Raw genomic sequence first — 15,535 nt, 5'->3', positions numbered from 1 at the left:
AAATGAACAAAGAATTCTGGTGCGGTATTTGTGCCTAATTGTTACCCGATAAAATTATTAATGAACTCTAAACCTTGTTAAAGGTTTAACCTTTAAAAGTTAAAGCAAAAACCTTTAATTTGTTCTTGCTCCCTAAAGTAAATTAGTAGCTGTAAATATTAATCCAAAACCATTTTATTTACAACTATGACAAAACAAATCAACGTCTTAATTGTTGAAGATGAACCTCTAATTGCGAGCTCGTTAGAAGCGGCGTTAAAACAAATAAGTGAAACCAATGGTCTTATAGATTTTAAAATAAAATCTACGAATAATTGTGACTCGGCAAATGAGGCCATTAAAAGAGCGATTCGAAAAAACCCTTTCGATTTAGTATTGCTAGATATTGGTATTCCTTCTTCTAAAGACAAACAGCTATTATCTGGAGAAGATATTGGCGAGGAGCTTCGTAAAACATTTCCAGAAATAAAAATAATCGTCTTTACATCTTATACCACTAATTATAGGTTAAACAACATCTTAAAATCATTAAATCCAGAAGGGTTTCTTCTAAAAAGTGATGTTGATTTCACTAAACTTATAGATGCTATAAACGCCGTAATATACGATGGTCCATTTTATAGCAAGGCCATATTACAATTAATGAGACGCCATATTTCTAATGATTTTGTTTTAGACCAACTCGACCGTCAACTTATCTATCAAATATCTAGAGGTGCTCAAATAAAAGATATTGCAGAAGTTATTCCATTATCTAAAAGTGCCATTGAATATCGAAAACGAAACATCAAGCAACTTTTTGATGTTGAACATGGCAACGATAGAGATTTACTAATAAAAGCAGAAGAACATGGCTATATATAAAACAACATCCAAACATAAAGTACGCGCATTCAACCTTCAAGAGATACTCATTGTATTGCTTATTATTGGAGTATTCATGCTTATTGCGTTACCCAATCTAATGCCACTTGTAGCTAAGGCAAAAAGTGTTGAAGCTCAGATACAATTAAAATATATTTTCAATAATCAAACCTCACATAGGTATCTCTATTCTAAATACACAACAGATTTATACGACTTAGATTTTGAAGCACCTAAAACGGTTAAAGACAATGGCACTGCAAATTATGTGTATGACATATTAAGTGCAGATAATACCAATTTTGTGGCTCGCGCTACAGCGATTACCGACTTTGATGGTGATGGCATTTTTAACGTTTGGGAGATCAATCAAGATGGTACACCAAAACAAATTGTAAAAGATTGATGCTGGCTCTAAAAATCATATTAATCATACTATTCGTTCTTATTTTCTTGCAAGATTATAAAGAGCGACAGGTCTATTGGTTCTTGTTCCCATTAGTTGGGTTGTGCTCTGGATTGCTATTTTATCAAAGTACATTACCAGAATTATTTTTAGTGTCTATAGCACTCAATAGTGGCTTCATTATTTTTTTATTGCTCATTGTTGTTTTGTACGCTAAGTTGATCTTAAAATTAAATGTTAGTGAGGCCTTCGGGCTAGGAGATGCACTCCTTTTTATAAGTTTGATATTCTCATTTTCGACAGTATCTTTCCTAACCATTTTCGTCTTCGCTTTATGTTTTTCTTTAGTGACACACCTTATTCTGAAAAAGCGCTCTAAACTTAAAACTGTGCCTCTAGCAGGTTATTTAAGTCTGTTTTTCGGACTGTCTTATATCGCATTTTGGGCAGGAATCACTAACTCCTTATACGCGTTGTGATATGATAAAGGAAGATTACAACATACCCGTAGAATTATCACAACTTATTAGTAGTGAGCAAGCCTATCAATATCATATTATTCCTATACATAAGGATGGTAACCATATTACTTTTAAGTCTGAAGACACTTCCGAAAGTCTACAACAAGAATTACACATTGTATTAGGTAAATCGGTGTCCTTAATTTATGAAGCTCCAGAAATTATTAAGCAGTATCTGGCTTCAAATTTCAGAACAACAAAAAGAACTCAAACTACTTCATTTAGTTATTCGTCAGATTTTTTGGAGCAACTGCTCTCTACAGCAAAAGCTATCGGAAGTAGTGACATTCACTTTGAGACTTATGAAAACAACTGTCGTGTACGCTTTAGATTAGACGGAAAACTTAAAACCTACTTTATCATTTCTAAAGAAGAGTATCCTGTCATTATCAACAAACTTAAGATAAAAGCAGGATTAGATATTTCAGAAAAACGATTACCACAAGATGGTCGCATTACCATTAAAACGGCAAATGATGAGTTTGATATTAGAGTATCATCATTGCCTACGCTTCATGGAGAAAAAATAGTACTTAGAATATTAAGTAAAGATGCCGATCATATTGAATTGAATGATTTAGGGTTTTCGACTGAAGAATTAAACACCTATAAAGAAACCATAAAAAAACCTAATGGTATTGTTCTCATTTCTGGTCCAACAGGTTCCGGAAAAACCACGACGCTCTATGCGACTTTGAAACTATTAAATGACGAACAAGCGAACATTTTAACCATTGAAGACCCTATTGAGTATACCTTAGAAGGTGTTAACCAAGTGCAACTTAAAGAGAACATCGGTCTTGATTTCACAAGTACTTTACGCACCTTTTTAAGGCAAGATCCAGATGTGATTATGGTTGGTGAGATTAGAGATGCTAAAACGGCTAATATGGCGATAAGAGCAGCATTAACTGGCCACTTGGTATTGTCAACAATTCATACCAATTCTGCTTGGGCTACGATTACAAGGCTTGTTGACATGGACATTGCTCCATTTTTAATTGCTAGTACTTTAAATGTTAGCGTCGCTCAGCGTTTGGTTAGAAAACTATGTGAAGACTGCAAGGAAGAGCAACCAATTTTAAAAACTGATGTTCCGAGTTCATTCCATATTCCAGAAGACTTAACAACGCAATTTGTTTCGGTAGGTTGTAGTCACTGTTATTATACTGGATATGCTGGACGAAAAGCCATTTATGAAATCATTCCAATCACAAAAGCGTTGGTATCTCATATTAAAAACAACAATCTTGAGATTGACAATTATATAGAAGAACATGACATAGCGACCTTAAAACACAACGCTATTAACCTCATTAAAACAGGTATAACTTCGGTAGAAGAAGTCTATGCGCTATTAATCTAAAACCGCATCAATGAAATCAATATTTTCAATTATTATCATATTTCTGGTCTTTTCAATAGGGCAAGCACAAACCAACGATAGATTACCTCTCATACAAACGCAGTTAGACAGTTTGTCTCTAACTAATAAAGGTTTGAGCGAAACTCTAGATGCTAGTATCGTTTTAAATGAAGTGACGCTTGCCAATTTTCTTTTGGCTGTTTCTAATGTTCATAACATAAGTATGAATGTATCATCGCAACTAGGTCAAATTAATCTCACCAATAACTTTTCAGATGTTACAATTGCCAACGTACTGTTATTTCTGTGCAAGGAGTATAATCTGGATATTGAGTTTACAGGTCAGATATTGTCTATAAAACCCTATGTTCACATTGAAGAAAACAAAGAATATCCAATTGTTATAGACTATGACCCTACAAGTAACACTATTGCACTTGACACCAAAGAGAATAATCTTTACGAAGTTTTTAGGCATATTATGGATGCCAGCGCAAAAAATTTGATGTTTGCGCCTGGTATGGAAAATCAAAAACTTACCTCCTACATTAAGACCACAAATTTTGATGCTGCTATGGATAAGTTGGCACTGGCCAATAATTTAACTCTTACCAAAACCAAGGATAACTTTTATGTGTTTGATGTAGCACAGAAAGATAACACATCAACAAATCAACAGAGTTTGAGGCGACGATTGCAGCCAAATTCGACCTTTAAAGTATTAGATAAAAACAGGCAACTTTTAGAGGTGAATTTTGTAAATACGGCCATTTCAGACGTGATAAGAACTGTTGGAGACTCATTAGATATTAGTATGTTTTTAGCGTCACCTTTAGAGCAAGCAGGAAACGTTACTATAAAAACAAAATCTATAAGTTTTGACAACCTTCTTGTAAAAATGTTTGAACCTCAGGCCGATGTAAAGCCTAGAGTAAACACCGACAATACATCGTCATCTTCTGGTAATAGAAATTCTGGCAAACAAGCAAGTAACGTCGAATCTAAACGTTATACTTTTAAGAAAGAAGGAGATATTTATTTCTTCGGAACAACAAATCAGCTTAGTGTTCGCAAGGTTGAAATCATCACATTAAAACATCGTTCTGTCAATCTTATGGATGATCCAGAATCTATGTTAACTAATAACAATGTTAGAGATAATTTTATCGCGGCAGATCAAGGATTTAGAAACCAAACCAGCTACAACACTGGTAATGTACCTAGACCCCAAAACTCTAACAATCGAAATATAAGATCTCATAACCAAGAGTCTAGAAGCATCTTAGATATTATTCCCGAAGAGATTAAATTCGGTTTAGATTTCAAAGTAGATTTCGAACTCAATAATATCTATGTTACTGGAACGAGCGCGCGCATTGAATTCTTCAAAGATTTTGTGAGTAAAATAGACAAAACGATTCCTGTTATTCTTATTGAAGTAATGATTGTGGAAGCACAAACAACCAATACACTTGAGGCAGGTGTTACTTGGGGTATTGGAGACGAACCCCAAACAACGCAAGGTAATTTGTTCCCTACAACAGATTTAACCCTGGGAGCTAAAACCATTAATAAAATCATTAACGGTTTTAGCAGTACTTCTGTCTTTAACTTTGGTAGAGTGGTTCCTAACTTCTTTGCAACAATCAAAGCCATGGAAACCAATGGTGATCTTAAAATTAAATCCACGCCTAAATTGGCGACTTTAAATGGCCATAGAGCCTCTTTTTCTAATGGGCAAACCTCATATTATGCTATCGTTCAAAGAAACATCATAGGTACAGATAATCCTCAAACTTCAGAAATACGCAACTATTTTCCTATTGACGCTAAATTAGGTTTAGATATCAAACCTTATGTTACCGGAGATAAACAAGTGCTATTGGATATCAATGTTATTCAATCTAGCTTCGGACAGCGCATCGCAGATGATGCTCCGCCAGACATCAACTCTCGTAATTTCTCATCGGTTGTACGTATGAAAGACCAAGATATTGCCGTATTAGGGGGTTTAGAAGAAAATTACAAAAACAATTCTGGCTCAGGTGTTCCTTTTTTAGCAAGAATACCAATTATCAAATGGTTATTTAGCAAACGAGTTAGAGAAGGTCGAAAATCGAAACTCACAGTATTTATTAAACCCACAGTAATTTATTAATGATACAAAAACTCATATCATATCTCACGTATGGCAATAGCTTTTACAGTGTTGAACAAACATTAGTAAATGGCAATACGGTATATCATGGTATTGGTTTAAAGAAATCTAAAAACCAAGTTGCTATTGAAGACAGCTTCCAAGAGCATACGCTCGAAGCCATTTCAAAAGCAATTCCGAAGGGAAAAGCCGTTTTTTTGGTTGTCAATAACGAATTAGTCATTACCAAAAAGGTTGAAAGTGATGCAAGCGAAACGATTAAACTCGTGCTTCAGGCTTTTCCTAATATCAAAATTGACGACTTTTATTATGAGGTTTTAAAACAAGAGCATAGTCATTTTGTGTCTATATGCAGAAAAACACATATCGATGATCTACTGAAAGATTACAAGCAAAATGGAATGGTTGTGGTAGATGTCTCATTGGGTAATTTAATGATAGCGTCAATAGTTGGGTTTATTTCCGAAGATACCATCCGAACCTCAAACGCAATACTTACAAAAAAGGGTAAGGTTATTAATTCTATTAGCTTAAATAGCGAAGTGTCAACCGTTACTTATAACGTTAATGGAACGCCCTTGGATGCCAATCAGTTGATAAATTTTTCATCGGCATTGAGTCTCATTACATCCTCTAAGCAACTAGAATCGGTATTTGGTGATACACAACAACGTTTGATAACGGACTTTAAGGAAAAACAGTTTTTTACGCAATTTATAAAACTTGGACTCTCCTTTTTATTTATACTCCTTCTAGTCAATTTTTTTCTATTTAATAACTATTACGATAAAGTTAGTGAGCTCAAAGAAACTGCCCAGGTTTTAACCACCTCCAAGACCAAAGTCATTGGTTTAAATGAAAAGGTTCTTAAAATGCAAAAGCAGGTTGAAGATGTCCTAAAGAGTAATGCTTCGCATAGTTCTTTTTATGCCAATGCCATTATCACTAGTTTACCTGAAAAAATTATGCTTTCAGAATTAAACTATCAACCACTTCTAAAAAAAATAAAAGCTAAAAAAGCAATCGAAAATGACATAAATGTCCTTCGGGTTTCAGGAATATCTTTAGAAAGTGTATTAGTATCAGATTGGATTTCTAAACTTGAAGCCATAGATTGGATTCAGCGGATTGAGATTATCAATTTTGATGATAAATCTAAAACTTCATCTTCGTTTTCATTTAAAATTTATATCAACGATGACGCAAAAAACTAAAAATATCGCTCTTGTTTGTGGGTTTATCTTACTGGTTATTATAGCCTATAAATTTGCATTTTCAAATACCCTTGAAACCAAACAAGAATACAAGGCTTTAAAAAATGAAGCGGTAGCTTTCGATAATCTACCGATGCAATTATCGTCATTAAAACAAAAGGAAAAGTACTATGATTCGTTGCTCACCAAATACCAACTTAAAGATAATTCCGTTCAAAACAGCATCCTAAAAACCATAAATACTTATGCCGATAGTACAGGTTTAAAAGTGAGCAATTTTATTGAGCCGCATCAAATTAAGCAAGGCGACCTAAGTGTAAACACCTATCAATTTACCTTAGAAGGTCATTATAATGCCATTATTACACTTATTCACAGGTTAGAACAAAACACCAAGTTTGGAGAAATCATCAACTTAGACTTTCAGAAAAAGAAAAATTATAAATCCGGTAAACACTACTTACAGGCACATGTGCTGCTTAAAAGTTTTGGGTAAAAAAACGGCTATCTATTTATATAATACTACTCAACTTAAACATTGGTAAATACATTGCAATTAGTATAAAACCAACAAATACGCCAATAAAAATAATAATAAAAGGTTCTAAGAGTGTCGATAACATTTTAGAGCTGTTTTGAACTTTAGTGCTGTACAGTGTATTCAACTTTGTAAAAATGTATTCGGTTTGATTGGTTTCCTCAGATACCTTTATTAATGTGATCATTCTGTCATCAAATATATCGTGTTTCTCCAATGAATTACTTAGAGACTGTCCTTTAACGATTTGATGTTCTACATCGTTTAAGGCTTTAGTTAACGGATAGAAATCAATCATCTTTTTTACCAGATTGACACTTTCAACAATTGGAACTTTAGACGCTGTTAACAACATCATGGATTGCGTAAATTGAGACAAATACACGGTCTTTAGAAATTTTCCAACAAAAGGGATTTTAGTGAGTAAATTATCTTTCATTCGTTTGTGCCATTCCTTTTTTTTCAATAGAAGATTAGCCACGACACCACTAAAAATAAACAATAGCATTAACCATCCATAATCGCGAACTACATTAGACAGATTCACCACAAACTGCGTAATAGCAGGTAACTCTACGTTTTGTTGTTTAAAAATATCCTGAAACATTGGTACAACAAATTGTAACATAAAGATTACAACCAATATCGCTGTACTTAATATGATGCTTGGATACGTTAAGGCATTTATCAGTTGCCTACGCTGTTCATTTTTTTTAGCATAAAACTCACCCAATTGCTGGGCTATTTTTGGGATGGTTCCTGTTTCTTCACCTATTCTTATGGAGTGGTATTCATAATCTGAAAAATCTTTATAGACTTGTATCGCTTCAGAGAAACTTTCGCCATTAACTATAGCTTTAAGAATGGCCTCTAAAACCACCTTAGTTTTTTTATTTTTTTGTGAATTAACGATAAGTTCTAAAGCCTGTTTTAAGGTAATACCTGCATTGAGTAATACGCTTAGCTCTCCATAAAATGCTTCTTTAATTTTATTAGAAAACGGCTTTTTTAAAACAACAATTTCTTTATTGAGAATAGACTCAACATTAGTACTAGCTTTTGAATTAATAGTCTTACTTGGTTGTATGTTATCTAATTGAAATGCCATTAGTTCATAAATTGTGTTGCATCAGTTTGTTTAAAAATAAATAGGCGTTGTTTGCCGTATACTTTTGGTAGTTCTAAGCGAAATGCATCTACCTTTTTGGTATTGGTTATATTTCCGTTAAAATAGAATTGCTTTCGTTCAAAGGCTACATGAAATGTATCGGTAGATTTCGTGACTACTTTTTCGTTGAAATGATAAACAGCAGAATCAATTGGTGAACTAAATACGAGTGTATTGTCTTGTTCTGAAAATGATATAGTTCCATATTTAGCGGTATCAATCCAAAGCGATTGTTCTAACCTGTTTAGTTCTGTATTTAATTTTAAATGTTCTTGAATCGCCCATATATGACGTTGCACCAATGTTAATACCGAAAAAGCAATGCCTATAATTATGGTAGATACGATAATTACGATTAGCATTTCATTTATGGTATATGCAGGCACTTTTGATTTCATTTTTTAAAAGTTGATATTTCGATGGTCTTTTCTGTGGCTGTATTAAATGCCGAAAACAAGATGATATCTTGATGGTCGCTCTTCTCTTTAGTAATAGAAATATTCCAATGCTCAAAATCGTCCTGATAAGGAATCGTTAATTTTTTGCTGTGATACATATATTCTAATTCATTAAGATGTGCTGTAATTTGTCTTGTATTGTTTCTAATCGTGTTAGAAAACAAATTGTTTAAAATCATACTAGAGACCATAAAAATGACAAGCACTAAAATGGTTGCCACTAATGTTTCCATTATACTAGACGCTTTTATTTTTTTTAGTATAACCATTTCATAACCTGTTTTGGCAACGTATTAAATGACAGTCCAACAAATTGTTCTGTAAGTTCATTGCTATTAATTTCGGCATGATACAAGTGGTTTTGATATGTTGTTCCGTTTTCTTTAACCAAGAAATTATTGGCATAAACGGTTCCGTAAACAGTACCACGTAAGTCTAGATTCTGTTCGCAATACACTTGACCTTCAATAATTGTGTTGTCTTCTATTTTCAATTGAACATCAAAATTATCAGATCGTGTTCTCCCTAAGCACAGTAAAACACCTTTGATTTCAGAATTAGAAGCTAGCTCAAGGTGATGCGCTTCTTCCTTTATATAATCGCCATACAATACGAGGGCAGACGGATAATTGAGTTTTACATTTTCAGAAACGCTAAGCTGTTTTGTGGCAAAGGCTTGAAAGATTCCTTTTACATCTTTTCTTATCTCAATATTTGGAGCTATAAGAACAACATCTTTTAATTTTGCAGTCTCATCTACGATAATCTTGCGGTTGGACTGTACGATAATATGACCACTAAGTGTGATATTAGAAAGCATAATCTCATTACGACTAGATGCCAACATTAATGGATTTTCAAACGAATTGATATGTGTTTTGCCTGAATGCAAATCGATGTTCTGTATGTTTTCTTGATTCACTAGTTTATATTCGGTCAATAATTTAATATGTGCTTCTAGTTTACTATCTAGCTTAGGGAATTGCCGACTTACTTCTGTAGCGCCATATACAGTTTTTGTTCCGTAATAGGAATGTCCTGAAATATGCCCTGTTTTGATCCCTCGTTTGGGTAAATAGGCACTGCCTTCTATTCGGGTATTGCCAACAACCACTAAGGGTTTATTATTATCTTTTAAAAACAGTGCTACTCTTGATGGCCTTGGTTGCTCACCAACAAATGCCATTTTCACTAGCTTTTTGTTCTTTATTTGTGCTTCGACGTGCATCTGTTCGAAAACACCCCAAAAGCCTTTTGTTAGTTTTAAGGATTTATCATCTTCAGCAATTAATGACATGGTCCTATTTTCATCTGTTGTAACGGTTTTAGGCATTTGATAATGAATGCCTTCATCTAATAACTTTACCGTTTCGATAGTATGATTGGTTTGTATTCTAAATTGCTTGTGAACATGCATTAAAATGAGAATTGATGACAAGAACAATGCGATCACTACGATAATGAAAGTGACCATCTGTAATGCTCCTGCTTTTAATGTTCTCATTCGTGTGCTTTTCTTACAATTACTTTTTGTTCATTTTTATAACGAAGGGTTAGCCTATTTTTATTACCTCTAACTAAAGTGATACTATCCTTTGTTTGTCCTTTTTTTACTAAAGACTGTTTGCCATTAATGCTTATAATAAAGATCTGTTCCTTATAATTTTTGTTCTTAACAATCCCTAAATACTCAACAGGTAACCATGTCACTGTTTTTCTTTTTTTAGTACTACTCTGAACTGTTTTGGGTTTTGTGATTGTTCCTAAAAAAGGATCTCTATCTACGGTTTTAATTGAAAACGTATCAATGACTGTATCCACTTTAAAGTTTGCTTTTGCCAATACTTGCGGTGTGTTTAACTCTGGCAAATCAGGATTCAATCCAGCAATAATTTTATAGGTAACGGTTCCCCATACACCTATAACCAACACCAATAGCACATATGTTTTCTTTTTAATCTTCAATACTCAAATTTTGTGTAGTATACGCTGTTTCGTATGCAGAATTTATTGCTCTAACACGCCATTGGTACTCATTACTTAATAAACTTTTAGTAAAGTTCGAACCTGTTAGAAGGGTATCTTCTACAAACTGAAGTGGCGTTTCAAAATTTGGAGTTGCGATTTGCAATTGATAGCTATCTGCAAATTCGATAGGCTGCCAAGAGAAATTGATTGCTGTATTATCTAATGTTGCATTATTTGTTGGCGCTAAAATGGTAAGATCCATTTCAGAAATATCTTCAACTGCAATAATTTCTTCACAAGTATATAAGCACAGAAGAACAAGTACTACGACTACTTTTTTTAACATAGTTTCATTACGATTAATCTAGACTTAAAAATACATTGTCTTTAGATACTTTATTAAAGGTTAAACCTTTAAATGATTAAGGATAATGCTTAAAAATAGAACTTTAGATTAAGTCATAATCCTTTAAGTAATTGGTAATTATAGTCGTACGATCCGAAAGTGGACTATGAAGAGGAGCGAAAGACATGGCTGGACTTGTGTTATTTGCGGTAAAATTTGGTTTATATATAGAACTATAAATGCGTTATTACGCAGTCTTTTTAAATCTTAAAAACACAATTAATAAAAGACCTATACTTAGAATTGCAATCACGATATAGTATACATTTTTATGATTGTCAAACTCTGGAGTTGTGTCTCCGGTTAATACTAATGAACTCCAATAAAAAGGAGACGCTTCACTCGTGTTTTTATGATTGTTTATATATGATATTTTCGCATTTCTGAGGGCTTCAGATTTAGAATTGCCTTCTTTTAGATTTGAATAAAATGTAGTTATTATTTCGTTTGTTGATTGTTGATTAATGTCCCAGAGTGAAGACACCACGCTTTTAGACCCCGAATTAATAAATGCTCTAGCTATACTCATTACACCTTCTCCTTTTTTAAGTTCTCCATGTGATGTTTTACAGGCGCTAAGTACAACTAAATTTGATTTTTGATTATTAAAATAAATATCATTTAGCATTAGTTTTTGATCATTAAAAGATATCCAAGGCTGATTATTTAAGACACCTCCATGAGTAGATATATGAACTACTTTTGAATTGCCATACTCACTAAGAAATTTATGTTTCGTTGCAGCTTCATTAACAATCATACGTGTATTTAATGTTGTTTCAATAGTTGAAGTTTCGCTTTCTGAAATCAATAAATTAGGTAAGGAACGGTCTTTAAAAACCGAAGGACTAATGGCTAAGAAATCATTCTTAAATTCCTCATTATGAGAAATTGCTAATGATGAATATGAATACGCATAGCTAACTTCGCAAAAATTTATTAAATATGAGGACGCTAAATCTTGCTCTTTATTTGTTATAAAGGATTCAAAAGGAATATAGTTTAATCTACTATCAGGTATTATGATTAACTTTTTATTGGTAAAGATGTCTTTGTTGTTTTTAAGAAAAGGGAATAGGTTAAGATAAAGTTTATGAGATATATCTTTGAAGTGCTGTTGATCTTTATAATCAACAAACGGCTTTCTAATAAGACCATCATACTGATCTAAAGCCTTATTAATATAAACCATATCTTCTAAATAGAATACCTCCTTATGCGATTTTGTTACCAAAACAACAAAACCTTTGTCTAAACTAAGTTTGTATTGCAGAACTATTTCATTGTCCTTAAGAGACTCTTGGACCATTTTAGAGTTGAATACTGTGATTTTTTTCTTAAAATTATGATATCTAGGGTATGCTGTTTCCAGAGAATCTATAAAACGCATATAAGTTTGTTTTTTAGAGAACACTTCGTTTTTTAAGCTATCTCTTATTTTAATATCCTGATGCGATTTTTTTAATAAAAACAGTTGTTCTTCTACCTTTTTAATTTCACCAATAAGATCATATTCTCTATGAATTAAATAATCGGGAAGTTGAGCTAAGACCTTGGCTTTACTAGTTGTAATATTCTCTAATAATAATAAGGCTTTACTTTTTTCAATAAAATAGAAAGCAGTTTCTGGTTGGTTTAATAAATAGGCTGCTTCTGTAGCATTTAAATAGAAGTTTGATGCTTCTTCTCTCCAAAGTAATTTTGAAAATTCTTCTCTACTCTCAAAATAAATAACATCTACTATTTGGTCTGATAATGTATATAGTTTCAGTGCTAATTGTAAATATTTGGTTTGTAAGGCTTCATTCTTTATTAACATTAGAATGTTAGCCTTATCTATAATATAACCCAATACATCTACCTTATCGTTAACATCATGAAGTGCATTAAAATTTGGAATATCAAAAACATTAGTGTTTTCGGTTTGAAGAAATTCTGAAATGGCGTCATTATAATAAGATAGGGCAAGTTCATAGTCTTTTTCCTCTTTATGCAAATCTGCCAAATTATTGTATAATGATGCTCTCTTTTCGTTATCATTAACATAAGGTAATGCGTCATTGAAAAACTTTCGAGATTCTTTTAGGTTGTTATCTTTTCTATTTGTTATTCCTAAATTTATAAGTGAATTACATATATTTAATGAATCTGATAACTCACGAGATAACTCTAGAGATTTTAAGTATCTAAATTTAGCGTTTTCATATGCTCCAATCTCGTCGTAAAATGATCCTGCATTTAGTTCTTTTGTTATAATATCGGTGTTTTTAAACTCATATTCTAGGCTAAGTTTATCAATTCGTTTAATAATTTGTAGGACTTCATCTTTAAATTTTCTATTGTCAATTTTCGAATACGTATCTAAAAGATTAATGAGGGTTCGCCCCTCCTCTTTATAATCTTCACGTTCTTTGAGAATATATATGGCTTTATTATAAAATGAAATAGCTTCGTTAAAATCACCAAGATCGCAATAAGAATTTCCTAAAACTCTATATATTATTGCCTGTCTAATGGTTTCCTTTGGGTGTTTTTTCAGGAATGCTTTTCCGTATATGATAGATTTATTATATTGTTTTTTCTTATAGTATAGGTTAACAAGATTTTTATCATTCTTTAAATAAAAATTGTCTTCATCGGGAATATTCTTTCCAATATTTTCAATTTTTAAAGCATAAGCAATAGACTTGTCAAGATCTTTTCTATAAAACCCTTTTAACAAAGAATGATATATACGTGCAAGTTTATCCTGATTAACCTTATCTTCTTTGCCATGTATTAAACTGTCTAATAGTTGTTGTTTTTTATGTATATCTAAGTCTTCTTTCTCACATAGTATTTCATAAATATCTAAGAGAGATTTATCATTTTGAGCCGTTAAACCGCACGACCAAAAACAACATAATACCACAAAAAAACCTTTGTAAAACATTAAGCAAGTTAGATTTAAAGTTCAAATCATTAATATATAAATAAACAGTCAAATATCGCAGATAGACTTCATATAAAAATTCACAACCTCTTTTTTTAGAACACTGAAAATAAGTTGTTTAAATAAAAGAGGAGCGGTTAAACTCCTCTTTTGAGTTTAAATGTAAGATTTACCTAAACTTTAATTTAAACTGTGCTATAATCAATCTACATATAAAAATGCCGAATGCTTAATTTTGAATAATGAAGGTATATAAATACTACTTGCTATTACTTGATTTTTTAAAGTTTGAGCAGACATCCCATTTTGGTAATGATAGGCGCTATAAAATGATGCATAAGCTGCTGAAAAAGAGGTCCCGTTATAATAATAAGTTTCATTATTATAAACAAACGGAATGTTCTCACTTATTGCTGCCACATCAACTGAAATGTTCCCAAAATTGGAGAAGTCTGATAAGCCAATTGCTCCTGGACTAGAAGGACCTGTAGCTGTATTAAAACTTCCAGACAAACCAGCAATTGATAGAACATTTTCAGATTCAAAAGATGATGGAAAATGCGGTTCGTGGTCATTGTTTTGATGCTCATTACCAGCCGAGCAAACCACTAAAATATCATCTTCAACAGTATCGATAAACTTATTCAGAATTTCATAATCCTGATTATACCATCCAAAGCTCATATTTATTATTTTAATATTTCGTTTTTTAGTAGCATATTGAAACCCGCATAGCGCATCGAAATAATTTATGTTTCCGTTTTCATTGGCAATTTTTACTGGTAGCAATTGATAAGGCACATTATTACTATCTAAATTTGATGTTATAATATGACTTACAACTGTTCCGTGCATACTCAAGTGATTATCAAACGGATCATTATTATTTTCAACAAAATTCCAACCAAATAATTCTTCGCTATTGTTATCTATGCAAGCATCTTCACTGGCATTATATAAAAACGAATTCGAAAATCCGTCGTAGTGATAATTAATCCCTGTATCTAATACGGCAATAGTAATACTTTGATTAAGGGCAACAACTTTAGTAACAGCATCATCTAAGACTCCAAAGGAGTTAAAATTGAATGCTAATTGATCATGAGGTATACTAATTACTGGATTAAGATCTGTTCCTTCAATTTCTTCATCTACTTTCGCTGTTTCCTTTTTCTCCTCAATATTTATATTGTTCGTATTACTTTCATCAAAAATCCACAACTCAAGATTTTCATCTGCGCATTTGCATTGCTTATATTCAGTCACACCATATTCTATTCGTTTTTGTTGTTTTTCAAAATTTGTTGTTCCCTCAGGATACAAAATGATTAATTCATTACCTCCAGTACTGTTTCCATTTCTATGGTTTGACACTCTGTTTTTTTCACTATGGATATTTTCTTCACTTATTGTTTCTTTTTCACAACTCCATATAACTATCAGCGCTAATGCTGATAAAAATCTTAATATGCTTTTCATAATTTTATTGTTTAAATTAATATTGTTTAGGTAAAATAAAAGTTTCGGCTTGATATG

The 15,535-nt window shown here is 32.3% G+C and carries 15 protein-coding genes; 7 read left to right on the top strand and 8 right to left on the bottom strand.

What is annotated here, in order from left to right:
- The first annotated feature begins 186 nt into the window (after positions 1–186).
- From Q0893_RS03290 to pilO, 7 genes are read left to right on the top strand one after another with little or no spacing between them, the layout of a single operon-like run.
- Positions 187–864 (top strand): response regulator, encoded by a 678-nt coding sequence (locus Q0893_RS03290; protein ID WP_298900952.1) that lies wholly within the window; start codon positions 187–189, stop codon positions 862–864.
- Entirely contained in the window at positions 851–1,270 is a 420-nt protein-coding gene (locus tag Q0893_RS03285; RefSeq protein WP_298900953.1) for a type II secretion system protein, read from the top strand. The genes Q0893_RS03290 and Q0893_RS03285 overlap by 14 nt, the downstream gene beginning before the upstream one ends.
- Positions 1,270–1,749, top strand: coding sequence for a general secretion pathway protein (locus tag Q0893_RS03280; protein ID WP_299272409.1), 480 nt, complete (start codon positions 1,270–1,272; stop codon positions 1,747–1,749). The genes Q0893_RS03285 and Q0893_RS03280 overlap by 1 nt, the downstream gene beginning before the upstream one ends.
- A 1-nt stretch (position 1,750) precedes the next feature.
- Positions 1,751–3,157 (top strand): GspE/PulE family protein, encoded by a 1,407-nt coding sequence (locus tag Q0893_RS03275; RefSeq protein WP_299272407.1) that lies wholly within the window; start codon positions 1,751–1,753, stop codon positions 3,155–3,157.
- A gap of 10 nt (positions 3,158–3,167) precedes the next feature.
- On the top strand, positions 3,168–5,315 hold the full coding sequence (locus Q0893_RS03270; RefSeq protein ID WP_299272405.1) for a general secretion pathway protein GspD: 2,148 nt from the start codon (positions 3,168–3,170) through the stop codon (positions 5,313–5,315).
- Positions 5,315–6,529 carry a hypothetical protein gene (locus Q0893_RS03265; RefSeq protein ID WP_299272403.1) on the top strand — a complete coding sequence of 405 codons (1,215 nt, stop codon included), beginning with the start codon at positions 5,315–5,317 and terminating at the stop codon, positions 6,527–6,529. Before Q0893_RS03270 ends, Q0893_RS03265 begins: the two co-directional genes overlap by 1 nt.
- On the top strand, positions 6,513–7,025 hold the full coding sequence (pilO, locus tag Q0893_RS03260) for a type 4a pilus biogenesis protein PilO (protein WP_298900958.1): 513 nt from the start codon (positions 6,513–6,515) through the stop codon (positions 7,023–7,025). Before Q0893_RS03265 ends, pilO begins: the two co-directional genes overlap by 17 nt.
- 16 nt (positions 7,026–7,041) lie before the next feature.
- Here the strand turns inward: pilO and Q0893_RS03255 are convergent, their stop codons facing one another.
- The 8 genes from Q0893_RS03255 to Q0893_RS03220 all read right to left on the bottom strand — a co-directional run bounded on the left by Q0893_RS03255 (position 7,042) and on the right by Q0893_RS03220 (position 15,478).
- Positions 7,042–8,175, bottom strand: coding sequence for a type II secretion system F family protein (locus Q0893_RS03255; protein ID WP_298900959.1), 1,134 nt, complete (start codon positions 8,173–8,175; stop codon positions 7,042–7,044).
- A complete protein-coding gene (locus tag Q0893_RS03250; protein WP_298900960.1) occupies positions 8,175–8,633 on the bottom strand; it encodes a hypothetical protein in 459 nt (152 codons plus the stop codon). Before Q0893_RS03250 ends, Q0893_RS03255 begins: the two co-directional genes overlap by 1 nt.
- Complete coding sequence (locus tag Q0893_RS03245) at positions 8,630–8,962, bottom strand: hypothetical protein (RefSeq protein ID WP_299272401.1); 333 nt, start codon at positions 8,960–8,962, stop codon at positions 8,630–8,632. Before Q0893_RS03245 ends, Q0893_RS03250 begins: the two co-directional genes overlap by 4 nt.
- Positions 8,950–10,197 carry a hypothetical protein gene (locus Q0893_RS03240; protein WP_299272399.1) on the bottom strand — a complete coding sequence of 416 codons (1,248 nt, stop codon included), beginning with the start codon at positions 10,195–10,197 and terminating at the stop codon, positions 8,950–8,952. The genes Q0893_RS03245 and Q0893_RS03240 overlap by 13 nt, the downstream gene beginning before the upstream one ends.
- Positions 10,194–10,658, bottom strand: a complete 465-nt coding sequence (locus Q0893_RS03235) for a hypothetical protein (RefSeq protein WP_299272397.1) — start codon at positions 10,656–10,658, stop codon at positions 10,194–10,196. Before Q0893_RS03235 ends, Q0893_RS03240 begins: the two co-directional genes overlap by 4 nt.
- On the bottom strand, positions 10,648–11,007 hold the full coding sequence (locus Q0893_RS03230) for a hypothetical protein (RefSeq protein ID WP_299272395.1): 360 nt from the start codon (positions 11,005–11,007) through the stop codon (positions 10,648–10,650). Before Q0893_RS03230 ends, Q0893_RS03235 begins: the two co-directional genes overlap by 11 nt.
- A gap of 247 nt (positions 11,008–11,254) precedes the next feature.
- Positions 11,255–13,999 carry a CHAT domain-containing tetratricopeptide repeat protein gene (locus tag Q0893_RS03225; protein WP_299272393.1) on the bottom strand — a complete coding sequence of 915 codons (2,745 nt, stop codon included), beginning with the start codon at positions 13,997–13,999 and terminating at the stop codon, positions 11,255–11,257.
- 201 nt (positions 14,000–14,200) lie between these two features.
- A complete protein-coding gene (locus Q0893_RS03220) occupies positions 14,201–15,478 on the bottom strand; it encodes a S8 family serine peptidase (RefSeq protein WP_299272391.1) in 1,278 nt (425 codons plus the stop codon).
- Positions 15,479–15,535 lie beyond the last annotated feature (57 nt).

Source organism: uncultured Psychroserpens sp. (assembly GCF_947494225.1).
Lineage (GTDB): Bacteria > Bacteroidota > Bacteroidia > Flavobacteriales > Flavobacteriaceae > Psychroserpens.
Note: the sequence above shows the minus strand (reverse complement) of the source record. Positions and strands in the feature narration are given on the sequence as shown.